A 25,426-nucleotide genomic window follows, 5' to 3' on the forward strand; every position below is an offset into this window, starting at 1 on the left:
GCTATCTCTCCCTCTTACCTGTTATAAATTCCTCCACCATTTCCCGTGCTTCTTCATCCGAAAACTGGGTCCTCGGATGCTTCATAAAATAGGCTGAGGGGGAAATGAGGAGACCCCCTACACCCCTGTCCTTTGCGATCTTGCAGCACCGTATGGCATCTATCACGACTCCCGCACTGTTGGGAGAGTCCTCAACCGATAATCTCAGCTCCACATGCATCGGGATGTTGCCAAAGCCCTGTCCCTCCATCCTCAAAAAGCATACCTTGTTATCATTCATCCACGGCACATAATCCGAGGGGCCTATGTGTATATCATCGTCGGTTAACCGGTGCGTAACCTGCGACTGTACTGCCTCTGTCTTTGATATCTTTTTTGACTTAAGCCTGCTGTGGTTGAGCATGTTGAGAAAATCCGTATTGCCTCCCACATTCAACTGATACGTATGGTTTATCTTTACCCCCCTGTCCATGAAGAGCTTTGCCAGAGTCCTGTGAATGATGGTTGCGCCTATCTGTGATTTTATATCATCTCCGATTATGGGTATGCCTCGCTCCTCAAAACGTTTTATCCATCCGTCTTCGGATGCCACAAAAACAGGGATGCAGTTAATAAAAGCGACACCAGCTTCAAGGCAGGCATTTGCATAATACCTTGTAGCGTTTTCCGACCCTACGGGCAGGTAGTTGATGAGCATATCTGCGCCGCTGTCCTTCAAAACCTTCACGACATCGCACGGGTTTTCGTCAGATGCAATAAACCTCCTGTCATCAGGATAATCGTCCATATGAGGCGATATGCCATCGAGGACTTCAGCCATCCGGACAGTAACAGGATAATCGGGAAGACCGGGGAAAAAAACCTTTGTGCAATTGGGTTTTGCAAAAATAGCCTCCTTCAGAGGCTTATTTACCTTTCTGACATCCACATCAAAGGCAGCCACCACTTCTATATCTCCCGGCAGGTATCCGCCGAGACTGTAATGCATCAGTCCATTGGATATTTCGGGGGACTTGCCAGTATTGTCTTCTGTTAATGCCTTGTAATAGGCTATCCCCTGAATCAGGGAGCTTGCGCAATTACCTACGCCGGCAATCGCAATTCGTATCCTCCCTGTATTTCTTTGGCCCGTATTATCTTGTCCCATAGTATTGCAATCTCCTAAATTATTTTATCTCTATATGCCTCGGCAAGTCCTTAACCTTCTTGGGAAGGACTATCTTAAGAATGCCGTCATTAAGAACTGCTCTTATATTCTCCTGATCCGCATCCGAAGGCAGGTGGAATGACCTCGAAAATACACCGTAAGCCCGCTCCACCTGATAATAGATCCTTCCCTCGCAATGAAATTTCCTCTCACCGCTTATCCTGAGGACATTTCCTTCAACCGTGATATTAAGGCTGGATTCGGAGACTTCAGGCAGTTCTGCCTTTACCACAAAATCTTCTGATGTTTCATAAATGTCGACAACAGGCGCCCATGTGGGTGAATCAGTCAGCCCCTTGCTCATCTGAGAAACCTCAAAGAGTTTGTTTATCCTTTCCCTTAGCGAAAAGGGATCCCATTTTTCCATCCCTGTCCAACCTCCCTATCCGGCTCCCGACCTGTCAACCATAAACAGATTTTTATAAATTAACTCATGCCCTTATGTCAAGGCATATTGCTGGAACTTGGCAGGAATCTAAAAGATTTCGGCAAACCTAAAATATATGCAATATGGGAATTTATGACATTGTTCACTTCCGAAAGGAAGTATTCAGGGGCCCTTACCCTGTTTATATTCGATAGACTCCATTTAAGAAGACTTTTGTAAAACTTGAGCGTACCGTCTGTCATCCTTATGGAGCCTTCCCTGTCGCCAATACATCTTTCACACATTATGGATCCGTGGGAGACGTAGAAGTGATGATGCCCATTTCCGTTCGCACCGCATCTGCCGCATGCATCGAACCTCGGCGAATAGCCTGTGATCTCAAGGAATCTTATCTTGTAATAGAGATAATACAGCTTATTACTGCAATCGGACTCAAGTCTCAGCAGAGTATCAAGGAGCAGCTTGAAGGCCTTAAAATTAGGCTCCTTCTCTGGAAGAAACCTGATGCTGAGTTCGAGCATCTCGGAAACACCGAGGAAGCATTTCAACTCATCCCTCAATAAGTGAAATGCCTTTATGATATCCGACTGGGTTAATCTGGGAAGGTTTGCATCCTCTTTGCCGACAAATGAGATTCTGGAATACGTGAGCGGTTCGAGACTGCTCCCGAACCTGCTCTTTATCTTTCTTGGACTTTTTGCAAATACCTTTAATAACCCGTAATCGCGGGTGAGATAGGTAACTATGAGGTCAGCCTCTCCAAATGGAGAACTCTTTAAAACAATCCCTTCCGTTCTCTTTAACATCTACATAATATTCCCAAAGTCTTCTGGCTTGAGGTTTTTAAGCCATTCTTCAAGCTCATCGGCCATCTTCACCTCAAGGACGCCTTCCTCCACAAAAATGGGTGCACTTACCCTGAGCGCTACTGCAACCGCATCAGAAGGCCTTGAGTCAATGGTTATCTCCCTCTTTCCGTCGTTTACATAGATAAGGGCATAGTAGGTGTTGTCGACTATCTCTGTGATAACTATCCTCGTGACCTTGACATTAAATCCATCGAATACATTCTTTATGAGGTCATGGGTGAGTGGTCTCGGTGTAAGCACCTTTCCGAGGGCAAGGGCAATGGCATCCGCCTCTGGCTTGCCTATCCATATGGGGAGCGTCTCGTTGCCGTCTATCTGATGCAAAAGCAGGATATACATGCCGCTTCTCGGATCGAACAATAGGCCTTCAACCTTCATCTGTATGAGCATTACCGAAACCCCAATTCCTTCAGGATGCGCTCGCTGCTGCGCCAATCCTTCTTTATCTTTACCCACAACTCCAGAAAGACCTTTGTCCCGAGGAGTTTTTCTATTTCGAGTCTTGCATTCGTTCCGATGGTTTTCAACCTCGCACCGCCTTTCCCTATTATAATACCCTTCTGCCCCTCTCTTTCAACATAAATATTCGCTTGTATGAAAACCACTCCGTCCTCTCTCTCAGACCACTGGTTTATCTCTATCGCAACAGAATAAGGTATCTCATCCTCTGTCTGCTGGATAATCTTTTCCCTGATTATCTCAGAGACCATGAAGCGCTCAAGCTGGTCGGCCAGAACATCATCGGGGTAATATTTAGGACCCTCAGGCAGGTAATTCACGATAGTCTTAATCAATGCATCAATTCCGTCTCCGGCGAGTGCCGATATAGGAATAATTTCTTTAAATGGGTAGAGCTTGCTATATACCTCAATAACAGGAAGCACCAAAGGTTTTTTTATGGTATCTACCTTGTTTATCAGCAGGAATACGGGCTTCCCCATATCCTTCAAAATATCGATTATAAATTTATCTCCGCTGCCAGGCTCTTCAGGCTCGACCATAAAGAGGATGACATCCACTTCCTTCACAGATTCCTTAGCCTGTTTGACCATAAGCTCTCCCAGCTTATGCTTCGGCTTATGAATGCCCGGCGTGTCTATGAATACTATCTGGGCATCAGGCAGCGTCTTTACGCCAATTATTCTGTTTCTCGTGGTCTGGGGCTTGGGCGAGACAATGGCGACCTTTTCGCCTAAAATAGTGTTGAGCAAGGTAGACTTGCCCACATTAGGCCTGCCCGTTAAAGAAACATAACCTGAACGAAATTTTTCAGATTGCATGATTTAATATCTTACCTGTTTTCCTCAATACGTTTCTTCATCAACCTGTAGACTTCTTTTCTATGCCGGATGCCGATGATTAGCACATTCTGTTCCTCTATTAAAAATACCACCCTATAGTCGCCAACTCGCAGCTTCCAGTATCCTTTAAGTGTTTTCCTGAGCGGTTCTCCATATTCATAAGGAACTACAGATAAGCGCGTTTCTATCGCAGTCCTGATACGTGATTTGATATCAGCATTTAGAAGCGGAATATCATCAGTTCTGACGGCCTGATGATATTTAAGGGTATAAGGCATTTAGCCCCACACTTCATCGTGCGATAATGCCTTTTTCCTGTTAAATGACTTCATCCGCTCATCAGCAAACGCCGCGAGGGCTGCGTCTTCTTTCAATTCCAAAGCCTCTTTGATCAGATCCCGCACCACCATCGCCATAGAAATACCGCTGTCTTCCGCCATGTCATGAATAGCGGTATATAGCGGACGCTCAACAACTATATTTATTCTCGGATTCTTTGCAGGCATAATCTTTACCTCCTTTGACCTTCGAATATAGTGTAACACAGGTGGAACACCCTGTCAAATGGGGGCCTGGAGATCGGTGCATGCCCATATCTCTAACATGAACGGCATCAAATCCCTGCTCTTTTAGCCACTGTACCGTCGTTTGCGAAATCCCCATGTCAGCAATAAATTTCATGCGGTTTAATTAAGCGCAGGATGCAGCTCCTCTTTGGCAAGCCATGAGCCATGCTGAAGGGCTTCCTTTATGTCTTCCGGTTCGAGATCAGGATATTCTTTGATTATCTCTTCGGTTGTCATGCCGTTTGCGACAAGATTTATTATCAAAGAAACCGGTATCCTCATTCCCCTTATACACGCCTGTCCACCCATAATCTCTTTGTTGAATGTTATTCTCCTGAATTCCTTCATATCGCACCTCCAAGAAAGCTTCTCCGAGTTTATTATCGTAATAATTATCAGGACAAGGCCAGTTCCGACTTTTCCCCTGTCGCCTCGTTGATTACAAAGAGCTTGCCTGCATCCTCTTTTTTTAGTTGTTCATTAGCGTTAAGTAATTCAATCCCATAAATAGTGCCGTCAGGAGCGATGTCTATGTTAATTTCATCGCCTATCTTTATTGTCTCGACCTCGGTTGTTTTCTCGTGCAGCCTTATATTATATGAGCTATGTTATATCTCGGATCATAGGTTAGTCTCATTTTTCATTCCTCCTCTCTAAAAATATTTTGTTATTACGGTAACAACTATCCAATCGTTGTTTTCTTTTATGGCAATTGCTTCAATCTGTTTCGTTGCATATTGTCTGTTGCGCCATATTCCGCCAAAATGAAAGTTTCGCCTGAAGGCCTGTACGTCCGAACTTTGCAGGAAATGTCTTACCCTTTTCCACTGTTGCAATAACTTCTTCTTCAGTCGCTCCACGCTCCAAGAGTCTTTCTTTTGCATGGGGATGAAGTTTTACCATCACTTGCCTTTCTTATCCTTCCGAACATCCTTGCTTTCCATATATTCCTCCAGCATTTTCAGACTTACCGGCTCACCTTCAAAAGCCATTGATGCCCATACCTGTTTTGGTATGCTTACCAGATACGCTTTTCTCAGTGAGTCTATATTGCTGTGAGTCTTACGCCATTTTTCAACAGCTTTTTGAGATTTTATAAGTTCTTCTGCCTTCATCGCTTCATTCCTCATTATTATTCTGCCATTGATCGGTTTTCATTGCAATTCGTTCCCTCCACAATCTATATCTCCAGCCCTCTGCCCAATTGATAATGTGCCAGTCCTTTTTTGTTCTTCTGAAATCGGTCGCTGACCCTATTATTTACGCTGACCCTATTATTTACGCTGATTTTAGCCCCTGCCTGCGGCAGGCGTTCCAACAGATAATGGCTCGAAAAGATACCTGATGTTGTCCAGACATCTTTAAACAAATTCGGCTGTGTTTTTTATTGGACATAGCCACTTAATTATCCAACCTTTCTTCTGTTATACCCGATTGCTGACGGCAACTCATTCGGCATGAAGATTCCCCCCTCATCCGGTTGAATAAGCAACTATTCTCATAAACAAAAACTGCTATGCAAGTCTTGACACCGCTTCTTTTATCCTGTCAAGTCCCTTCTTTATATTCTCCATGGATGTTGCATACGAAATCCTTATATAGCTGTCATCACCGAATGCCTCTCCATGCACCAGCGCCACATTTGCATCCTCAAGCAGATACATTGCCATGTCAAGGGAGGAATTTATCTGCCTTGACCCGGTCTTTCTGCCGTAGAGCCTTGAAACATTGAGGAATGCATAAAAGGCACCTGTTGGCTTCAGGCAGCTTACTCCATCTATGGAGTTAAGACCGTCAACAAGGAATTTTCTTCTCTTATCAAATTCTGCATGCATCACGGATATGAAATCCTGTGGCCCTGTCAATGCTGCCACTGCAGCCTTTTGCGCAATGGATGTGGGATTTGACGTTGACTGGCTTTGTATATTGGTCATGGCCTTTATAATATCCTTTGGCCCTGCTGCATAGCCAATCCTCCATCCTGTCATGGCATGGGACTTTGAGAGTCCGTTGATTACAATGGTCTTATCCTTTATCTCCTTGCCAAGCGAGGCGATGCTGGTATGCTTAACACCGTCATACACCAGCTTTTCGTATATCTCGTCCGAGATTATGTAGACATTATATTTAAGTGCTATTTCAGCAATAGCCTGAAGGGTCTTTTTATCGTATGTAAGACCAGTAGGATTCGATGGGGAATTGAGTATTATTGCCTTTGTCTTTTTTGTTATCTTTGATTCAAGGACATCGGGCCTCAACATAAAACTGTCTTCTTCGTATGTCTTTACAAACACAGGAGTTGCGTCATTCAGCAATACCTGATCAGGATAAGATACCCAGTATGGAGAAAGGATTATTATCTCATCGCCGGGACCATAAAGGGCCTGTGCAATGTTATAAAGGCTGTGCTTTGCACCGCAGGAGACGATTACCTCGTCTTTTGAATATTCAAGATTGTTGTCATTCTTGAACTTCCGGACAATTGCCTCCTTGAGCTCATCTATTCCTCCCACAGGAGTATATTTTGTAAAGCCGTCTCTTATTGCCTTTATTGCTGCCTCTTTAACATGTTCAGGAGTGTCGAAATCAGGCTCGCCAACGCCAAAGTTCACAATGTCCAATCCCTGTGCCTTCAATGCCTTTGCCTTTGCATCCATAGCAAGGGTCGGTGAAGGCTTAATCTTTTTTACCCTTTCAGCAAGCATATAAAAATCCTCCTTGAAAAATTATAAGTAAAACGTTATAGCCCATTTTTAGATTTTAATTCTCTGATCTTATCGAGGGTATCCTTATAGTTTTCATTTGAAGAGTTCAGTTGCAGCGCCTTCAGCGCAAGCCTTTCCGCCTCTTTAAGGATTTCATTTATATCTTCAGCCGTTAGCCCTGAGCCTTTAGCCTTATTATAATAAAGCCATGCAAGGTTGTTATAGGCATCGGCAAGGTCGGGCTGTTTTTTTATTGCCTTTTTATAATATTTCTCTGCTTCATCGAGATTGCCTTTCTGCATATATGCATTGCCCAGATAGAGATAAGCAACGGGGAGTTTCTTCGATGCCTTTTTGAATTCCTCGATGGCATTATCAACTTCTCCCTTTTTCTCATACGCAACGCCAAGGTTTATATGCTCTTCAGGGGTCAGCGGGTCGTCGAGGATAATTATGCGAGGCAAAGAACATGATGTTAAAAATATAGAATACAGAGCACAGAATACAATAAAAAATCTTTTTATTTTTCTGACTGCTGACTGCTGACTTCTGTCTTCTGTTTTATCAGCAATGTCCAATAATTCGTCCTTTTCCATGCCTTTAGAAACTTCTCCTTGTCTATAAACATATGCTCTGTCTTGCCCGAATTAACAACAACGCCGTCATCATTATAACCGACAATAACCATAAAATGATTGGCCTGATATACAGAAAAACCATAGTCCACAAGGACAATCAATGGATATTTATTATTTATCTTTTTTTTAAGATCATCCCAGCTTCCAATATATTGCAGGGCATAGAGGCCTTTTTTATTAGCATATAACAACATATCAATGTTAAGCGTTCCCCTTGCAGATGCGCTGTATATATCCTTTGCCACATCATCAGGCGTAACACTCACACCCCAATAATTCAAAACCCCTGCAAGGGACGCAGGCCCGCACTGATAGTCGTCTTGCGGATAGAATGGAACTTTATTAATGAGTATGGGTTTTGAATTGAACTGAACATCGACGGTCGAACACGAGCAAAGAAAAAATAATATAACCGGCAAAAGGCAAAAGGCTATAGGCGATAGGTAATTACCAATTAGTTTTTGACCGGTTCTTTTTGTCTTCCGCCTTTCGCCCATAGCCTAAAATCTTATTTCGTCACTACAACCCTATGACCCGTCAACTGCAATATTATTATAACAAGTATCGCTATCACAAGAAGGGCAATAATAACACCGAGGGCGTCGCTCTTTCCTACCTTCAGGTCATCAAGCTGAAGGGCAAGCTGGTGTATCTGCTGGTCGCTGAGCTGAGAAAGTCGGCTATTAATCTCATCCTGGGTAAAGCCCAATTTTTCAAGCCTTTCCCTGATCATCTTTGTCTCGAGCACCTTCTGTATTCTTTCTAAATCAGCAGCCCTGTCAACCTTTGAGAGTGCAATTGCCTCTGACGGAGCAAAACCTGCCTCAACCTTTGGGGCAATACCTATAATAAACACCGCAAAGACAAGATACCATGCAACCTCTTTCATGAAAGGAATCCTCACCATTGATCCTTCACCTCCTTTCCATTTTCCATTTCAGTTATTATATATTATAAACCCTCTTAGCCATATTTCCAAGCGATGTCAATATTTCATAGGGAATCGTATCAGCCCTGAAAGCAAGCTCTGCTGCATCGATGGATTCATTTCCCTGTCTTCCGATAATTACAACCTCATCCCCTTCTTCGACTTGTTCTATATCGGTCAAATCAAGCATGGTCAGATCCATACAAACACGGCCTATTACAGGAACCCTTTTGCCCCTCACAAGCAATTCTGCATTATTCGAGAATCTCCTGCTGAAACCATCTGCATAGCCAACAGGTATAACGCCTATAAGACTGTCGCGCTTTGTAATAAATGTTCTGCCATAGCTTATGGGAGTGCCCGATGGTAGTCTCCTCAATGCTAATATCTTTGTTTTAACAGTCATTGCAGGAATTAGTTCAGGGGTTTTTGTTGACTGCTGCACCGGCGAGTATCCATATAACATAATACCCGGCCTCACTGCATCGAAATGGGATTCAGGCAGTGTCATAATAGCAGCGCTGTTGGCTATATGAAAAAGCCGTACATTATGGGATCTGGGCAGACCAATATTTAACAGTTCTGTCTTAATGGAATTGAATCTCTCGATCTGCATCTTGGCAAAGGATGTATCCAAAAGGTCTGCTTCTGAGAAATGGCTCATGACGCCATCAATAATTATGCCCTTCAGATTCGCTATCTCCGATATCTCACTCGCTGCATCTCCTGTAAAGCCAAGCCTGCCCATGCCTGTATCGATCTTTATATGCACGCTAATGCTCCGGTTGTTCTTTTCAGCCTCCTTTGATAATGCAGCGGCTGTCTTTTTGTCGCGGATTACAGGGATGAGGTTATACGTGAAAATATCATTTATATCTGGATCAAAAAGCACAAGGATTGGACTGTTTATGCCTGCATTTCTTAATTCCTTTGCCTCTTCTGCAAAGGCCACTGCGAGATACTCCACTCCATCATCGACCAGTCTTCTGGAAACATCAATTGCTCCGTGACCATAGGCATCTGCCTTTACAACAGCTATGACAGGACTATTCTTGGACAGGTTCTTTATGACTTTGAGGTTGTTGGAAATAGCACCTAAGTTTATTTCTGCAACAGCACCTCTGTTCATTATTCCTTTTTCCCTTCTATTCCTTCCTTACTTTCTGATGCAGGCTTTTTAGGGGTCACATCTATCTCTTCAGGCTCGGACATCCCTTTTTTAAAGCTCTTGATCGCCTTGCCTATACCACCGGCTAATTCGGGTAATCTCTTTGCTCCGAACAGGATAAGGATTATCACCAATACAATTATCAGCTCCTGCATTCCAAGACCGAACATGTATTACCTCCTTAGCTTTTCATAGTCTTCCGTAGTATTTATATTAACAAAAGACCTGCCATCCGGGTCTATTGTCATTATATCAGACTCTCCAATAAAATTAGTGTTAATTTCGCTTAACAAACGCCTCATCGAAGTCTTTTCGCTCAGCACACGATCTTCAAGATAAGGGAGAGCCGTCTTACAGTATACACCAAGCAGGGGCTGCGGTTCTCCATTATAAATAGGTATTGTAGCATCAGGGCAAAAGGGGGAGTGTTTTTTGCAAATAAAAGAAACAATATCCATTTCCACAAAGGGCATATCGCAGGCAATAACGAAAATACAATCACTCTTTGCATTAATTAACGACGAATATATCCCTGACATGGGCCCTCTTGAAGGAAGCACATCGCCGATTAGCGGCACGCCGAGATAAAAATATTTCTCCGGCATATTAGTGCTGATAAACACTTCATCAAAGATGTCTCCAAGCAAGGCAAGGTTTTTCTCTATAATTGTGGAGTTATCGATTTTTATAAAACTCTTCAGCGTGGGAAATCTTAGATTTTTGCCTCCGGCTAAAACAACTCCGGTCATTTAACTATTACCCCTGCATATCCGACAACCTGTTCATAATCGCCGCTCACATCGCCTGAAGTGGCATATTTCACAAGCCTAGCCTCCTTTGCACCAAGCGCCTTTGCAGCATAGAGCATTATGGTTGCAGGCAGGAAGCCGCACATGGAGATCCTCTCCTTGTGAACGATGTTATATAAGCCTTCAGGATTCAGATTGAGGGCCTCGTTGATGGCAAGGCTGTCGAGTCTTCTCGCAACATCATCGGGCTCATAATGGCTCATATCAGAGCTTGCAGTAATCACAACATCGTAATCGACTTCTTTTACAGCATCCGCAATCCCTTCCCCGATCTTTCTGCACTCCTCAAGCGAAGCTTGCATTACGGTTATGGGGACGATCTTAACGGTTTCCGAGAAATAAGCGATAAAAGGCAATTGCACCTCAAGGGAGTGTTCAAATATGTGCGCCTGCATATCCTCAGATACATAAGCCACTTTTTGCAATATCTTTTTACTCAGGTCTTCATCTATGGAAAATGTCCCTGTTGGTATCTCCCACTGCCCTGAAGCCATCATGGATACATTCGCCCCAAGCCCTGTATGATTCGGGCCTATGAGGATAAAGGTCTTTGGAAATTGTATCGAGGAATATACAGCACCTGCAACATGCCCTGAATACATCAATCCTGCGTGTGGAGATATGAGGCCTATGACCTTTTCCTTTGCTGCATCTTCAATGATGTATTGCCCTACCTGACTTTTTAGTCTCGATGCAGTGCCATAATAAAATTGTCCTGCTACTGCCGGTTTCCTATGCATAGCTCTAATAAACTTCCTCTTCTGATTCGTAGGACATACCAGCAAAATCAACAAACCGTGTACTGTCTGCAAGGTATGTGAGATTGACCGTTCCGGTAGGTCCGTTCCTCTGTTTTGCAATAATAATCTCTGCCTTGCCTTTGTTGGAAGGGTTATTTTTATTATAGATTTCATCCCTGTAAAGGAATATAATCACATCTGCATCCTGCTCGATTGCGCCTGATTCCCTGAGGTCTGCAAGCGTAGGCTTCTTCTCACCCCTCTGTTCAACCGCCCTGTTTAACTGGCTGAGTGCAACAACAGGCACCTTGAGCTCCTTTGCAAGGGCCTTTAAAGACCTTGATATTTCAGATATCTCCTGCTCCCTGCGCTCAAAATTGCCCCTGCTCCTCATGAGCTGGAGATAGTCAACCACAACGAGGCTTAATCCTCCATGCTCCATCTTCAATCTCCTCGCCTTGGCACGAACCTCCAGCACTGTAATGGCAGAGGAATCGTCTATGAATATGGGGGCATCAGCAAGCCTTCCTGCTGCATTTGTCAGTTTGGGCCAGTCCTGTTTGCTTATAAACCCTTTTCTCACAGAGGATGCATTGACCATGCTTTCTGCACACAGCATCCTCATGGCCAACTGCTCCTTTGACATCTCAAGGCTGAAAACCGCTACAGGCTCTTTTAGATCAATGGCAACATGCTGGGCTATGTTAAGGGCAAAGGCGGTCTTGCCCATACCGGGCCTTCCGCCTATGATTATCAAATCTCCTGGCTGGAATCCAGATGTAAGTTCATCGATGTCCTTAAAGCCAGAAGGAACACCTGTAATGGCCTCCTTTTTGTCATAGAGGTGCTCTATCATCTTGAAGGTGTCTTTGATAACATCCTTCAGGCTCACAAAAGAGGTCTTTGTCCTTTTGTCCGCAATGTCAAATATCATCCTCTCTGCATAATCCACCATCTCATCTGCATCGAGACTGTCCTCGTAAACCTTCGAAGTAATGTGCGTGGCTGCCTGTATCAATGACCTCAAAAGGGCTTTCTCACGGACTATCTTTGCGTGATACCGTATGTTTGCAGATGTTGGAATACTGTTTGCGAGATGCGAAAGATACGAAATACCGCCCACCGCCTCAAGCTCGTCAGTCCTTCTCAGATAATCCGTCAGGGTTACGATGTCTATCGGCTCATTTTTTTCAAAAAGCCTGAGCATGGCATTGTATAAACGCCTGTGGGTTTCCTTGTAGAAGTCGTCAGAACTCAGTACTTCGAGAGCCTTTGGCAGTGCTTCGTTATCAAATATAATAGCGCCAAGGACAGACTGCTCTGCTTCTATATTCTGTGGAGGCAGTTTGTCAATCATATCTCCTGGCATATCTCTTGAGCCTAAATCAACCCCTCTCAATGTTGCCTCCAAATGAAGTTGATGGGTGCATGAGTATATGAGTTAATGAGATTTCAATTAATTTCTGCTAACTTTTTCTTAATTACTCATCTACTCTTCTACCCATTTACTCATTTACTCGCTTACTACCTGAACATTGAGATGTGCTGTAACACCAGAATGGATCTTCACATTAACCATATAACTTCCAAGCCTCTTTATGGGCTCATCCAGTACGATCTTCTTTTTGTCAATGTCCATGCCTTCCTTCTTCAGTGCATCGGCAATGTCCATGGCCGTAACAGAACCGAATAGCTTATCCTCTTCCCCTGCCTTGGCCTTTATTGTGACAGATGTTCCAGAAACCCTGGCCGCCAGTTCCTCGGCAGATGCCTTTGCCTTTTTTGCAAGCTCATGGATCTTTCTCTTTTCGTGCTCCAGCGCCTTGATATTCTTAGGGTTTGCCTCAACTGCAAGCCCCTTCGGTATCAGAAAATTCCTTGCATGTCCGTCCTTGACATTCACCACATCACCAATGTGGCCTAAATCCTTAACATTCTCTTTAAGAATAACCTGCATACAAAACTCTCCTTTCGATCCTATTTTAATATAAGTTAGTATAACCAATTACGCTGAAAAATGTTAATCAGAAAAACTCTAATCCAACCTCTGCCTTACAACCTCATACAAACATACAGACGCAGCCATGGCAACATTCAGGCTTTCTGCCTTTCCTACAATTGGAATTTTTAAACCCTTTGCCCTTTTGAGCAATACCTCGCTGACACCATGGGCCTCATTTCCAAAGGCAATGGCAACAGGTTGTTTAAAATTAAATTCATAAATAGGTGTCTGAGCATGAACATCTGCTGCATATAACGTAATATTTTTAAGATCGAGATAATTAAAAAAGCTTTCTTGCTCAGTGTAAACAATCGGGATATTGAATAAACTTCCTGCAGTCGACCTTATTGTCTTTGGCATGAAGGCATCGCATGTCCCGGGAAGGATTACTACCGCATCAGCGCCTGCTGCATCGGATGCCCTGATAATTGTGCCGAGGTTTCCGGGATCCTGAATGCCGTCGCAGACAACAAGAAAAGGGATTCCTTTAAAGCTGAGTTTATCCAAGTTCGCTATTTTACAGGATACAATAGCCACAATCCCTTGCGGTGTCTCCGTATCGGTAAGTTTTGACAGGATATGTCCTGATGTTTCTATTAGCTGAGCTTCCTTTTTTGCTACCTGCCTTAAAAGCCTCTGCCCTTCCCTTTTAGCTGAAAATCCCTCTGTAAAAAACACCCTTTTTATCTCCACATCAGGAGATGCTGCTGCCATTTCCATAAGATGCGGTCCTTCTATCAGAAATGCCTCATACCTGTATCTGGCGTACTTTTCCTTTATCTTCAAGGCTTCTCTAATTATTGGATTCGCAGGGCTTGTGATCTCGATGAATTTCATGGGTTTTTAATTATAAATTTTTAATAGGGATAAAAAATAATCTTATTGATTCTATAGTCTATTTTGTTTCAAATGTGATTACCTCAATATAAGGAGCAATTATCTCACTGGGAATTGCATAAGACATTGGTTGAGGGATGCCATCCATTATCCAATACGAATCAGCTCTATTTCTCGCAGCGCAAGCTATTGAAATAGCAGCCGTTTCAGCAAATGGTTCTGCAAGTCTCGAAAATTTATCAGGAAAATATCAGAGAATAGTTGAAGTAAGAACCCTCTTGCTTCCTTGATATTGTATTGGCTGTGGAACTTTCATATATTATGCCGTCATTTCTATTATATACCCAACATTAATTTTTATACTTATTCCACAATTGATTACATTATATCCAACACGGAGAAGACAATCAACCGTTCGAATTTTACAAGAAAATATTATTGAAATTTAGTATGTTGAAGCACCTCATATTTTAAGGCAGGATTTTAAAAGGCGAAGGTATGAATGTGATGACAAAGATTATAAATGTGAGGATTCCTATGAATCTCCTCTTGGGATCGAGCGGGACTTCCCAGTAAAGCACAGGCGGGTGCTTGATTCTGAGGATAAGCATCAATACGGCCCACAATGCCCAGCCTTCCCAGTAAAAGATACCCAGTACAGCAAGGACTACAACAAGGACTATGGATATATACCTGTGCCTTTCCCCTAAGATTGCAAATGCAACATGACCTCCATCAAGCTGTCCGATGGGGATGAGGTTCAGCGATGTAACGAAAAGTCCTATCCATCCGGCAAATGCGACAGGGTGAAGGAGAATGTCATGATTGTCAGGCGCAATGCCCAATGTCACTCTGGATAAAAAAGAAAATAAAATCGAATCTCCGAGACTCAATGCTCCTTCGGCATTCGACAGAGAAACTACCTCTGACATGCTGAGCCCCGCAATGCAGGCTATGACAGAAACAATAAACCCTGCTATCGGCCCTGATGCGCCTATATCGATAAGCGCCTTTCTCGTGATTATAGGCGATTTCATCTTTATGAATGCGCCGAATGTTCCTATTATCGATGGAGCAGGAATAAAATACGGCAGGGTTGCCTTTGTGTGATGCTTCTTTGATGCCATGTAATGTGACAGTTCATGGCACAGAAGTATGGTCATCAATGTGCCTGCAAAGGGCAGTCCTTCTACTATCCTGATAGGCTCTTTGATTATATTGATACCTTTTTGCAATGCACCGGCAGTCAAGGTTGTTAGAAAGGTGACTATAAATAAAATTATGTGGAGATACGGGATCTTTCTCATAATAAAATTAGCAATTATAAAATAAAATATATGCTGTGCGCTGCGAAAAGACTTTAAACCACGCACTTGTAAAGACTTCTATCTTGTATCCGTCATCTACTACATCGGATACTTGTTAGATAATGCATTTATTATCTCGCAGGCGCACTTGAATCAACACTTTTTAAAGGCTTTGAGCAGCGCACAGCATATAAAAATTTCCTAAATTAGATTTCATTTACACTTCCATTATTATAGGCATTATCATGGGCTTTCTGTCCATTGTGTTTCTCAGATATTTTTTGAGCGTGGACCTTAATTTTGCCTGAATAAGGCCGATATCCGAGATTATATCGTCTTCAAGACCCGTAAGCGTATTCGTCATCAAATCTCTGACCTCGTTTATTATATCCGGAGATGCATCCTCAAAAATAAATCCCCTCGATATTATCTCGGGACCCGAGACAATTTTCTTTGTGAGCTTTTCTATTCCCACAAGCACAATGACTATTCCATCATGCGCAAGTCTCTTTCTGTCCCTGAGAACCATGTCCTCCACACCGCCTATGCCCTTGCCGTCAATAAATATCCTTCCCGAATTTATCTTTCCGTTCTTTGATGCACCTGTCTCTGTTATCTCGAGGATTTCTCCGTCTTCCATAACGAATATATTTTCATGAGGTATGCCTGATTTCTCCGCTAATTTTGCATGGTATTTGAGATGCCTGTATTCTCCGTGTATGGGCATGAAATATTTTGGTCTTACGAGATTGATCATGAGCTTCAGCTCTTCCTTTGAGGCATGTCCCGATACGTGTATCTCCGAGACCTTTTCGTATATGACATCGGCACCCCTTCTCATGAGGTGGTTTATGATCCTTCCTATGGATCGCTCATTGCCCGGGATCATCTTTGCAGAGAGTATGACTGTATCTCCTTCCTTTATCTTTATGTGCTTATGTTCATCTATGGCAATTCGTGAAAGGACGCTCATGGGCTCGCCCTGACTGCCTGTGGTTATTATTACTACCTTATCGTCAGGCAGGTCTTTCAGGTTTTCGAGCCTCACCCATGTGTTTTCGGGCATCTTCAGATAGCCGAGGTCAAGGGCAATCTGTGAATTGGCTACCATGCTTTTGCCGCACATTATTATGCGTCTTCCATACTGTAGCGCCACATCGATTACCTGCTGGATCCTGTGTATATTCGATGCAAAGGTTGCAATGATTATCCTTCCCTTTTTCTTTGAGAATATGTCCTCAAATGCCCGGCGCACCTCTTTTTCCGAGAATGTGAATCCTCCCTTTTCTGCATTGGTGCTGTCAGATAGCATAAGCAGCGTCCCTTTTTCCCCGTATTCCGAGAATTTATAAAAGTCCATTAACTCTCCGTCAACAGGTGTCGGGTCGAGTTTGAAGTCGCCTGTATGGATAATATTTCCGAGTGGTGTTTTAATTCCCAATCCCACACCATCGACAATGCTGTGGGTAACCCTCATAAATTCTATATCAAATACACCGAGGCTGATGGTATCCCTCGGCTTTATGGGAACAAGTGGAATGTCTGTTATATTGTGTTCCCTTAATTTCTCTTTAACAAGCGCAAGGGTCAGTGGAGTGCCGTAAACAGGCACATTGATCTCCTTAAGGAGAAACGGCAGTGCACCTGTATGGTCTTCGTGACCGTGGGTGAGGATTATACCCTTTACCTTTTCCCTGTTTTCGAGGATGTAGGAAAAGTCAGGTATAACAAAGTCCACACCCAGCATATCCTCTTCCGGGAACATCAAGCCTGCGTCAACTATGATGAGGTCGTCTGAGCACTGAAATACGGTCATATTCAGACCGATCTCTTCGAGACCTCCGAGGGGGATTATTAGAAGTTGAGGGGTTACCGCCACCGCTCCACTAATTCTTCAATGCTGACATCGCCGTCAATGATCTGCTGAATTATAGGTTTGACAGCGGACGTATCAGCCTTTGACTTTTTGATTTGTACTATATTGTCTGCCACACTAAAAAATGCATCGACAATATCCGGGTCAAATTGTTTTCCTCTCTGCTCTTTTATATAATCCAGCGCATTTTCAATAGGCCATGCAGCCTTGTATATCCTGTCAGATGTGAGGGCATCGAATACGTCCGTAACAGTAACTATCCTTCCGGATATTGGAATATCCTTTCCTTTTAAGCCGAGCGGGTAGCCGTTGCCGTCCCACCGTTCATGGTGGGTTAATGCAATCTCCCTGGCAAGCTCAAGGAGGGGAAGGGTTGTGCCTCCCAAAATCTTTCCGCCTATGACTGTATGTAGTTTTATTATCTTGAATTCGTCATCTGTCAATTTCCCAGGCTTAAGAAGCACGCCGTCGGGTATGCCTATCTTTCCAACATCGTGCATTGGCGACGCATATCTCATCATCATGCTCTGTTCGTGGTTCATGCCGATTTCCTCGGCTATGAGATTCACGTAATCAGATATCCTTTCGATATGCCTTCCTGTCTCGTCGTCCCTGAATTCCGACGCCTTGCCGAGTCTTATTATAATCTCGATCTGGGTGTGCTCCAGCATCTGGAGTTTTTCGAGGAGGTTTGATTCCATGATATCGAGGGAGGTATTTAAGAATTCATCGCGCTCCTTCAGTTTGAGCATGTTATAAACCCTTGCCTTGAGTTCTTCCACAAAAAATGGCTTTGTCACATAATCGTCCGCTCCCAGGTTCAGGGCATTTATAATGCTCTGCTTATCGGCAAGCGCAGACAGAACAATGATAGGGAAGTAATTTTTTTCTCTGGTATCCTTTAATTTCTTAAGGACATCAAAACCGTCCATCACCGGCATCATGAGGTCGAGGATGATCAGGTCAGGTTGTCCGTCCTTTTGTATTGAGTCAAGAAGCTCCTTTCCATCCCCTGCCTTCTTGATGGCAATATTGGAATCGTTTCTGAAAACAGCTTCAATCAGCTCTATATTCGTCGGAACATCGTCAGCCACATAAACCGTTCTCTGCATTGATATGATTCCCTTCCTGCCTAATTATATGATCAATTATATATTTTTCTTCCTCAGTCTCAAAGAATTACTCACAACAGAAACAGAGCTGAACGCCATTGCTGCCGAAGCAATCATGGGGTTTAGCAGCGGGCCTCCAAATGGATAAAGGAAACCTGCTGCAACCGGGATTCCCACTACATTATAAAAAAATGCCCAGAATAAATTCTGCTTAATTGTTTTTATTGTTAGCTTACTTAATTTAATGGCGTCAACAACGCTTTTTAAATTACCTTTAATTAAGGTTACATCCGATGCCTCGATGGCTATGTCAGTGCCGGTGCCTATGGCAATCCCCACATCTGCCTCTGCAAGGGCCGGTGCATCATTAATGCCGTCACCCACCATTGCCGTTATCTTGCCTTCTGATTTTATCTTCCTTACAGCCTCCACCTTCTGGTCTGGCAGGACCTCGGCAAAGAACCTGTTGATCCCAACCTCCTGTGCAATTGCCCGTGCAGTATTCTGGTGGTCACCCGTAAGCATCACGACCTCTATGCCCATGGATTTAAGCGATTCTATTGCCTCCACAGAGCCTTCCTTTATTGTATCGGCAATGGAGAAGACCGCTTTAATCTCGTTGTTTACAGCCATAAAGACAGGGGTTCTGGCCTCAAATGATATTTTATCAGACAATGTCTTTACAGTCGAGACATTTATACCTTCCCTCTGCATCATGCCTTCGTTGCCGATGAAAACTTCGATATACTCTGACTGCTGACTTATTCTTGCCTTTATACCACCTCCGGGTATCGCGGAGAATTCAGACGGCCCTGTGATACGCACATTATTTTCCTTTGCCTTCTTCACTATTGCCTGACCAAGTGGATGTTCTGACAGCTTTTCAGCGGATGCGGCAATCTGGAGGATGGCATCAGGCGATGTGCCATTAACACCTATAACTTCAACCACCTCTGGCTCGCCTTTGGTTATTGTTCCTGTTTTGTCCAATACCACGGCCTCGATCTTATGAGATAATTCCAGAGCCTCTGCATCCCTTATAAGTATCCCCTTCTCTGCCCCCTTGCCTGTACCGACCATTATTGCCGTGGGTGTTGCGAGACCCAATGCACAGGGGCAGGCTATGATCAGAACTGCTATGAAATTCATCAATGCAAGGGTAAATGACGGCTTTGGGCCAAAGACGAACCATGCAAAGAAAGTAACGATTGCAATCCCTATTACAGTCGGAACGAATATGGAGGCGACCTTATCGGCAAGCCTCTGAATGGGTGCCTTGCTTCCCTGCGCCTCCTCCACAAGCCTTATTATCTGTGCAAGGGCTGTCTCTTTGCCAATCCTCAATGCCCTGAGCTTGAAGCTGCCTGCCTTATTTACAGTGCCGCCGAATATCTTATCTCCGGATGATTTTTCCACAGGCAGGCTTTCACCAGTAAGCATAGATTCATCCACTGTCGAATATCCTTCCACAACCTCGCCATCAACAGGGATCCTCTCTCCGGGCCTGACAATCACTATGTCTCCTACTGTCACCTCCTCTATAGGTATTTCCTTTTCAATACCATCCCTTAAAACAGTGGCTGTCTTTGCCTGAAGCCCCATGAGTTTTCTTATGGCCTCTGATGTCTTTCCCTTTGCACGTGCCTCAAGCATTCTGCCCAGAAGGATAAGGGTTATTATGGTTGCAGATGTATCGAAATATATATGGGGAGTTACTCCGCCTTTGAAAAACAACTGCGGCATAAATGTGGCAGCGAGACTATAGACATAAGCCGATGTTGTTCCAACGCTTATAAGGGTATTCATATTTGTCGTGCGGTGTCTGAGGGCTGAAAGGGCAGCCTTGTGAAACCTCATTCCGCTCCAGAACTGTACAGGCGTTGCAAGGAGGAATAACAGATACCAGTTTGATAATACAGGAATTGTGAGCATGCTTCCGATAATAATGGGTGCTGCAAGCATGGCGCTAACAATGAATTGTCTTTTTAATGCCCGAAACTCCCTTTCCCTCTGCTCGCGCTCTCTATCAACGAATTTTTCTGTTATCTGTAGAGCAGTATAGCCTGCCTCTGCCACTACCTTTTTGAAATCTTCAAAACCAACTATTGTGGGGATATACTCGACAGTGGCTTTTTCTGCAGCGAGATTAACCGTGACATCGATGACTCCGTAAAGCTCCTTCAATGCCCTCTCTGCTGCTCCAACACATGCAGCGCAGGTCATCCCCTTTACGGCAAAGTCCATTTTAATGGTGGACACCCCATAGCCTTCGCCTTTAATGCTGTCAATCATGTTTTGCAAAGGGACTGGCTTTTCCGGATCAATAAATTCTACAGTTGCCCTCTCAGCAGGGAAATTAACTACAGCGCTTTTTATTCCATCCAGCTTCGGCAATGCCCTTTCGATGGCAGCAGCACATGCAGCGCATGTCATTCCCGTGACAGGTATGTCTATTTTATTCGGCATATAATTAAAACACTCATAAATTTAGAGCAAATTTAAATCCAAACTGAGCGATTCTAATCCAGGAATATAGGTCAGGTATGGCGAAAAGAGGCGTCTTTGAGCCGTGCCTGACATATAAAATCGTTCGACTTATTTAAAATTTCACCCTCGGCGCTTCCTTTTCAGCAGCCGGGATTTCATAATATGCTGCCTCGCCAACACCTGCTATTGCAGAGAAGACCCTTCCGAAGACAGTCCTTCTGTATGTATTTATTGTCTGTACAGCTTCGTTGTATCTCTTTCTCTCAACAGAAATCCTGTTCTCTGTTCCCTCGAGGCTGTCCTGCAGTTTCAAAAAGTTTTCATTGGCCTTTAACTGGGGATATGTCTCCCTTAATACAAGCAGTCTTGACAATACGCCTTCAAGTGCATTGGATGCCTGAATCTTGTCCTTTGTGGTCTTTGCCTGAAAATACTTAGTCCTCGCCTCTGCAATATTTTCGAAAATCTCCTTCTCGTGTTTTGCATACCCTTTTACAGTCTCTACCAGATTGGGGATCAGGTCGTATCTCCTCTTTAACTGGTTTTCAACCTGCGCCCACTGCGCCTTTACCTGTTCATCCATGCCAATGACCCTGTTGTACTGACCGATACCCCAACCGACAAAAACAATGCCTATTAAGACAATTGCTCCAACAACAGCCAATGCAATCTTTAATCCATTGCTCATAAAAACCTCCTTTCACTTTTATATTTATCTAAATTGTGCTGTTTTTACGCCTCATACAGACAACCGATGCGCTGAAAAGCATTTTGCAGCGATACCTTGTGCCGAACCCTCACGCCATTTAAAGGCCATTTCAGTATAACCTTTGCATTAAATAATATAACAGGTAATCTGATAAATTCATCGCATTGCAAAAAGCTTGAAGGCGTATTGGTTGTCTGTATCATTACCGAATATTATAGTTATGCCTTCTTACCATTCCCCTGACGCACCTCCTCCGCCAAATCCTCCTCCGCCTCCTCCGAATCCGCCGAAACCGCCTCCACCAAAGCCTCCGCCTCCTGACCAGCCGCCTCGTCTGCCGCCCATGGAAGAACTTAACAGGAGCAGAAGGAGAAGGCGAGGATGTTTTATAAATAGAAAAACAAATACTGCAAAAATACCGAAGACTACAATAGCATCAAAAAGCCCTATCCCCTTTACCCTCTTGCCTTTTACCTTTATTTCAGGCATCCCTGTTATCTCAACGCCTTCATTGGCAGCGATTATCTTGGTTGCAGCAATGGTGGCATAAAATATACCTGTACTGTAATCGCCCTTCCTGAAATATGGGACAAGGTACTGCCTTCCTATGGAGCCAACGAGGCTGTCAGGCAAAATGCCTTCCAACCCGTACCCTATCTCGAAACGGTATTTCCTGTCTTGCACTGCAACAGTTATTAAAATCCCATTATCCTTCCCCTTCTGTCCGAGTTTCCATTTCTCGGCCATTCTCAGAGAAAATCCTGCAATGTCTTCTCCATCAAGGCTTTGAATTGTGAGAACAACAACCTGTGCCGTTGTCTTTTGCTCAAGCTCTCTCAGATATGCGTTTAGTTTTACCTCTGCATCGTCTCTTATAATTCCTGCAAGGTCAACTACATAGTTTGCAGGAGTGGATGGCGGCTCAGGCGTAGCGGCAAAAGAACGGAACACAGAGGACAGAACACAGAGGACAGACAAAAGGCAGTAAAATATTGACAAAAATAGTCTGGCTTCTGACTTCTGGCCTCTGACTTCTGACTTATGCCCGGAGTTCATCTATAATCTTGCCTATGGTCTCTGTTGCCCTGTAATAGTGATCAAAGGCGGTATCGAGCTCATCTCTGGATAGGGTTATTTTCTTTCTTTTCAGCAAGAGCATCTTTTCGAAGATAGCTGTCTCGACCTTTGTCATATCCTGAAGGGCGGTAACGACATCGTGTTTCTGCACAGGAGGAGTTTTTCCGAGCAGATAAATGATCGCCCTGAAAAGGGGCATATATCCTATAATGGATTGGGCGAGCCTTCCGGCGAGGAGGTTTTTATCTCCGAGGGAAGATATATAGCCCTGTCTGAGGCCGATGAGCTTTGTCTTTATCTCCCGCTCGCACTGAAGCCTTAAGTGGGAATTGCTGATTCCTATTCCCTCGAATATATCGTCTCCATAAACGGTTTTATGAATGAATTTTATATCGAGGAACTCTATGGGAAAGACATCGAGGGAGCCCTGTATATATTCTGGCGTCATGATGAGAGGCGCGGCAATTCCCTTCTTGCTGTATTTTTTCCCCAGTGGCGCAATGAATTTAACAAAGCCCATGTCCATCTCATTTAGAACAATGACGGAATTTATATCAGAGGTCTTCTTATCAAAATCAGGCGTGATGGAGCTTCCGACGATGTGCATGGAATGTATATGCTCCGGCCCGTATCCCTTAAGTATCTCATCAATAAATGGGGATACCCTTTGCGAGACGATTGGATTTAATTTTTCGATACATACAGTTTTCATGGGATGATTATACCATATCAATGCATTTCTGCCGATGGTGCGGTCTTTCCCCTTTTCATCAGCAGCAAAAGGGGAACAATGCATATCAATATCAAACTTGTCAGATAAAAGGCATCGTTGAACGACATCATTGATGCCTGCTTCATTAATTGCTTGTATAGCGTAGCAAGACCCCCATACTCTGACAGAGAGCCTTCAAATCCCCGATATTGCAATATCTGCGCACTCTGATGAGATGCCATCTGATAAGCTGTATCAAATGGAGTCAGGTGTTCTGCAAGATGAAATTGATGCAACTGGGCGCGCCTTGATAGTATTGTGGTCACAAAGGCAACACCAAAGCTTCCGCCCAGGTTCCTCAGAAGATTAAATATGGCAGTGGCATTCCCCATATCCTCTTTTTTTATTCCTGACATTGTGAGCGTTGTCAGGGGGATAAATAAAAACCCATTCCAAGGCCGAGCACAACCCTCGGCCATGCCACCGTGATGAAATCTGCATAAAGATTGAATTTTGACATAAGATGGGTTGAATATGCGCATATTATTATCCCGAATGCCAGAATCCCCTTTGGATTAACCTTGTTCGCCAGCCTGCCTGCAATGACGAGGGATGCCATTGTCGCAATACCGCCGGGCCCCAGCACCAATCCTGCGAGGGTTGCCGTGTATCCCATTAATGTCTGGAGATATATGGGAAGCAGGACTATGCTTCCGAAGAGGTTGAAAAAGGCAAAGAACATGACTGCATTCCCTGTGCTGAATGAAATGCCTTTGAATGCCTTGAGGTTTACAATGGGATGCTCTGCGAACATCTCTACAATTACAAAGAGTATTAATGAAGTTACGGATATTATGTCCAGCGTCACGATAAATCCTGATTGAAACCAGTTCTCCCTTTCTCCTTTATCGAGGACTATCTGGAGACATCCGAGGCCAATGGCGAGGAATGCAAGCCCCCAGTAGTCTATCTTCATCTTCATCCTCTTCATATAAGGAGGGTCTGTTATAAAGAACATAGTCATGAGTATAGAGATTATGCCTATGGGGACATTGATATAGAATATCCAGTGCCATGACCAGTTGTCTGTGATCCAGCCTCTGAGGAGGGGGCCTATAATAGGCCCGAACATTATCCCGATAGTTTGCAGCTACCCACAAATCATTCAGGGGCACAACCGCCATTAATGGCTGCCCTTCCTGGATTTGGTTTCCTGTCTCTACAGATTTTTTCGTGACATAGCCGTCGGAAGGCGCATAAATCTTTGTGTATCCGTAATTTAGCCGCGCTGCTTCCAGTATCGCCTCCCTCTGGCGTATTGAAGATTGCAAAACTGACCTCTCGGTCTCGACCTGTCTTATCACTGTCCTCTGGGTCTCGACAGCCTTCTCTGCCTGCCTCAACTGCTCTTTGGCAGCCTTGAGCTGTGCATTAGATACCTCATAGGCTGTCTTCGTCCTTTCATGCTTCTCTTTGGAAATAGCATCTTTATTGAAGAGTACTTCGGCCCTCTTTATGTCTCTTTCTGCCTGTTTAAGATTTGCATCCTGAAGCTGCAGGTTTGCCTTTGCTGTCTCAACAGAGGCTTCCAGCTCCGATAATCTCCTCTTGGAAACCTCTATCTTCTTTTCTGTCTCCAAAAGCCTGTTCTTTTCTGCATCAAGTCCTGCTGTAGCTTCTTTTACTTTCACATCAAAATCTGCCGGGTCTATTTCCAACAAAAGGTCTCCTTTCTTAACAGACTGGTTGTCTTTCACATGGATCATCTTCACTGTGCCGGGAACCTTAGACGCAATTGTGTGTATATTGCCCTCAACAAAGGCATCATCAGTGGTAATGTGTGCAGCCTTATAGCTCAGGTAAAAATATAGGGTTACCGCACCTATCAGAACAATGGCGCTGAAAATGATGATTGCGATTTTCTTTCTTTTGTTGTTAGTTGCTTTTACTTCATCCATTTAAACCTCCGGAATATCACTTATATGCTG

32 protein-coding genes and 1 pseudogene are annotated in these 25,426 nt (G+C 43.9%); all 33 read right to left on the reverse strand.

All coding sequences use genetic code 11. The features are described from left to right. Window position 1 precedes the first annotated feature (1 nt). Window positions 2-1,147: an inositol-3-phosphate synthase gene (locus tag V7L97_RS00415; protein ID WP_333652166.1), complete on the reverse strand. Its 1,146-nt coding sequence runs from the start codon at window positions 1,145-1,147 to the stop codon at window positions 2-4. A gap of 19 nt (window positions 1,148-1,166) precedes the next feature. Next, complete coding sequence (locus V7L97_RS00420) at window positions 1,167-1,574, reverse strand: Hsp20/alpha crystallin family protein (protein WP_333652169.1); 408 nt, start codon at window positions 1,572-1,574, stop codon at window positions 1,167-1,169. Between the two features lie 77 nt (window positions 1,575-1,651). Beyond that, the gene (gene recO, locus V7L97_RS00425; RefSeq protein WP_333652171.1) at window positions 1,652-2,401 is read right to left on the reverse strand and encodes a DNA repair protein RecO; all 750 of its coding nucleotides are present in this window, start codon (window positions 2,399-2,401) and stop codon (window positions 1,652-1,654) included. Further along, window positions 2,402-2,854: a bifunctional nuclease family protein gene (locus tag V7L97_RS00430; RefSeq protein WP_333652173.1), complete on the reverse strand. Its 453-nt coding sequence runs from the start codon at window positions 2,852-2,854 to the stop codon at window positions 2,402-2,404. It abuts the gene before it with no gap. Further along, window positions 2,854-3,744: a GTPase Era gene (gene era, locus V7L97_RS00435; RefSeq protein ID WP_333652176.1), complete on the reverse strand. Its 891-nt coding sequence runs from the start codon at window positions 3,742-3,744 to the stop codon at window positions 2,854-2,856. The genes V7L97_RS00430 and era overlap by 1 nt, the downstream gene beginning before the upstream one ends. A gap of 11 nt (window positions 3,745-3,755) precedes the next feature. After that, window positions 3,756-4,043 (reverse strand): type II toxin-antitoxin system RelE family toxin, encoded by a 288-nt coding sequence (locus V7L97_RS00440; protein ID WP_333652179.1) that lies wholly within the window; start codon window positions 4,041-4,043, stop codon window positions 3,756-3,758. Continuing rightward, window positions 4,044-4,271, reverse strand: coding sequence for a hypothetical protein (locus V7L97_RS00445; RefSeq protein WP_333652182.1), 228 nt, complete (start codon window positions 4,269-4,271; stop codon window positions 4,044-4,046). It lies immediately after the preceding gene. Then, entirely contained in the window at window positions 4,234-4,446 is a 213-nt protein-coding gene (locus tag V7L97_RS12800; protein WP_442891710.1) for a DUF5615 family PIN-like protein, read from the reverse strand. The genes V7L97_RS00445 and V7L97_RS12800 overlap by 38 nt, the downstream gene beginning before the upstream one ends. A gap of 5 nt (window positions 4,447-4,451) precedes the next feature. Next, complete coding sequence (locus V7L97_RS00450) at window positions 4,452-4,679, reverse strand: DUF433 domain-containing protein (protein ID WP_333652184.1); 228 nt, start codon at window positions 4,677-4,679, stop codon at window positions 4,452-4,454. 47 nt (window positions 4,680-4,726) lie between these two features. After that, window positions 4,727-4,924 (reverse strand): DUF2283 domain-containing protein, encoded by a 198-nt coding sequence (locus tag V7L97_RS00455; RefSeq protein ID WP_333652313.1) that lies wholly within the window; start codon window positions 4,922-4,924, stop codon window positions 4,727-4,729. A 124-nt stretch (window positions 4,925-5,048) separates the two neighbouring features. Further along, a complete protein-coding gene (locus tag V7L97_RS00460) occupies window positions 5,049-5,237 on the reverse strand; it encodes a hypothetical protein (RefSeq protein WP_333652186.1) in 189 nt (62 codons plus the stop codon). Further along, window positions 5,234-5,461 carry a hypothetical protein gene (locus V7L97_RS00465; protein ID WP_333652188.1) on the reverse strand — a complete coding sequence of 76 codons (228 nt, stop codon included), beginning with the start codon at window positions 5,459-5,461 and terminating at the stop codon, window positions 5,234-5,236. Before V7L97_RS00465 ends, V7L97_RS00460 begins: the two co-directional genes overlap by 4 nt. A 384-nt stretch (window positions 5,462-5,845) precedes the next feature. Next, window positions 5,846-7,036 carry a pyridoxal phosphate-dependent aminotransferase gene (locus tag V7L97_RS00470; RefSeq protein WP_333652190.1) on the reverse strand — a complete coding sequence of 397 codons (1,191 nt, stop codon included), beginning with the start codon at window positions 7,034-7,036 and terminating at the stop codon, window positions 5,846-5,848. A gap of 35 nt (window positions 7,037-7,071) precedes the next feature. After that, window positions 7,072-7,632, reverse strand: a complete 561-nt coding sequence (locus V7L97_RS00475; protein ID WP_333652193.1) for a tetratricopeptide repeat protein — start codon at window positions 7,630-7,632, stop codon at window positions 7,072-7,074. Beyond that, a complete protein-coding gene (locus V7L97_RS00480) occupies window positions 7,557-8,093 on the reverse strand; it encodes a C39 family peptidase (RefSeq protein ID WP_333652196.1) in 537 nt (178 codons plus the stop codon). The genes V7L97_RS00475 and V7L97_RS00480 overlap by 76 nt, the downstream gene beginning before the upstream one ends. Before the next feature lie 89 nt (window positions 8,094-8,182). Continuing rightward, window positions 8,183-8,581, reverse strand: a complete 399-nt coding sequence (locus V7L97_RS00485; protein WP_333652199.1) for a PA2779 family protein — start codon at window positions 8,579-8,581, stop codon at window positions 8,183-8,185. 37 nt (window positions 8,582-8,618) lie between these two features. Continuing rightward, entirely contained in the window at window positions 8,619-9,731 is a 1,113-nt protein-coding gene (gene alr / locus V7L97_RS00490) for an alanine racemase (RefSeq protein WP_333652202.1), read from the reverse strand. Further along, window positions 9,731-9,940 carry a twin-arginine translocase TatA/TatE family subunit gene (tatA, locus tag V7L97_RS00495; RefSeq protein WP_333652205.1) on the reverse strand — a complete coding sequence of 70 codons (210 nt, stop codon included), beginning with the start codon at window positions 9,938-9,940 and terminating at the stop codon, window positions 9,731-9,733. The genes alr and tatA overlap by 1 nt, the downstream gene beginning before the upstream one ends. Before the next feature lie 3 nt (window positions 9,941-9,943). Beyond that, the gene (gene mobA / locus V7L97_RS00500; protein ID WP_333652208.1) at window positions 9,944-10,519 is read right to left on the reverse strand and encodes a molybdenum cofactor guanylyltransferase; all 576 of its coding nucleotides are present in this window, start codon (window positions 10,517-10,519) and stop codon (window positions 9,944-9,946) included. Continuing rightward, window positions 10,516-11,319, reverse strand: coding sequence for an AmmeMemoRadiSam system protein B (gene amrB, locus V7L97_RS00505; protein WP_333652210.1), 804 nt, complete (start codon window positions 11,317-11,319; stop codon window positions 10,516-10,518). The genes mobA and amrB overlap by 4 nt, the downstream gene beginning before the upstream one ends. 4 nt (window positions 11,320-11,323) lie before the next feature. Beyond that, complete coding sequence (dnaB, locus tag V7L97_RS00510) at window positions 11,324-12,718, reverse strand: replicative DNA helicase (protein WP_333652212.1); 1,395 nt, start codon at window positions 12,716-12,718, stop codon at window positions 11,324-11,326. 114 nt (window positions 12,719-12,832) lie between these two features. Further along, window positions 12,833-13,276 (reverse strand): 50S ribosomal protein L9, encoded by a 444-nt coding sequence (gene rplI, locus V7L97_RS00515; RefSeq protein WP_333652214.1) that lies wholly within the window; start codon window positions 13,274-13,276, stop codon window positions 12,833-12,835. A 78-nt stretch (window positions 13,277-13,354) separates the two neighbouring features. After that, on the reverse strand, window positions 13,355-14,158 hold the full coding sequence (locus V7L97_RS00520) for a TrmH family RNA methyltransferase (protein ID WP_442891711.1): 804 nt from the start codon (window positions 14,156-14,158) through the stop codon (window positions 13,355-13,357). A gap of 470 nt (window positions 14,159-14,628) precedes the next feature. Continuing rightward, window positions 14,629-15,465 (reverse strand): site-2 protease family protein, encoded by an 837-nt coding sequence (locus V7L97_RS00525; RefSeq protein WP_333652219.1) that lies wholly within the window; start codon window positions 15,463-15,465, stop codon window positions 14,629-14,631. 217 nt (window positions 15,466-15,682) lie between these two features. After that, window positions 15,683-17,344, reverse strand: coding sequence for a ribonuclease J (locus V7L97_RS00530; RefSeq protein WP_333652221.1), 1,662 nt, complete (start codon window positions 17,342-17,344; stop codon window positions 15,683-15,685). Then, the gene (locus tag V7L97_RS00535; protein ID WP_333652223.1) at window positions 17,335-18,453 is read right to left on the reverse strand and encodes an HD-GYP domain-containing protein; all 1,119 of its coding nucleotides are present in this window, start codon (window positions 18,451-18,453) and stop codon (window positions 17,335-17,337) included. The genes V7L97_RS00530 and V7L97_RS00535 overlap by 10 nt, the downstream gene beginning before the upstream one ends. Window positions 18,454-18,489: 36 nt before the next feature. After that, on the reverse strand, window positions 18,490-20,919 hold the full coding sequence (locus V7L97_RS00540; protein WP_333652226.1) for a heavy metal translocating P-type ATPase: 2,430 nt from the start codon (window positions 20,917-20,919) through the stop codon (window positions 18,490-18,492). Between the two features lie 133 nt (window positions 20,920-21,052). Then, on the reverse strand, window positions 21,053-21,628 hold the full coding sequence (locus tag V7L97_RS00545) for a LemA family protein (RefSeq protein ID WP_333652228.1): 576 nt from the start codon (window positions 21,626-21,628) through the stop codon (window positions 21,053-21,055). Between the two features lie 249 nt (window positions 21,629-21,877). After that, window positions 21,878-22,705 carry a TPM domain-containing protein gene (locus V7L97_RS00550; protein ID WP_333652230.1) on the reverse strand — a complete coding sequence of 276 codons (828 nt, stop codon included), beginning with the start codon at window positions 22,703-22,705 and terminating at the stop codon, window positions 21,878-21,880. After that, window positions 22,689-23,522 carry a hypothetical protein gene (locus V7L97_RS00555; RefSeq protein ID WP_333652232.1) on the reverse strand — a complete coding sequence of 278 codons (834 nt, stop codon included), beginning with the start codon at window positions 23,520-23,522 and terminating at the stop codon, window positions 22,689-22,691. The genes V7L97_RS00550 and V7L97_RS00555 overlap by 17 nt, the downstream gene beginning before the upstream one ends. Then, window positions 23,456-23,854, reverse strand: coding sequence for a hypothetical protein (locus V7L97_RS00560; RefSeq protein ID WP_333652236.1), 399 nt, complete (start codon window positions 23,852-23,854; stop codon window positions 23,456-23,458). Before V7L97_RS00560 ends, V7L97_RS00555 begins: the two co-directional genes overlap by 67 nt. A gap of 11 nt (window positions 23,855-23,865) precedes the next feature. Then, window positions 23,866-24,570 (reverse strand): DHA2 family efflux MFS transporter permease subunit, encoded by a 705-nt coding sequence (locus V7L97_RS00565; RefSeq protein WP_333652238.1) that lies wholly within the window; start codon window positions 24,568-24,570, stop codon window positions 23,866-23,868. Between the two features lie 22 nt (window positions 24,571-24,592). Next, window positions 24,593-25,396 (reverse strand): annotated as a pseudogene (locus V7L97_RS00570) (HlyD family secretion protein); the annotation flags it as partial. Window positions 25,397-25,426 lie beyond the last annotated feature (30 nt).

Source organism: Dissulfurispira sp., from assembly GCF_036745535.1.
GTDB lineage: Bacteria > Nitrospirota > Thermodesulfovibrionia > Thermodesulfovibrionales > Dissulfurispiraceae > Dissulfurispira.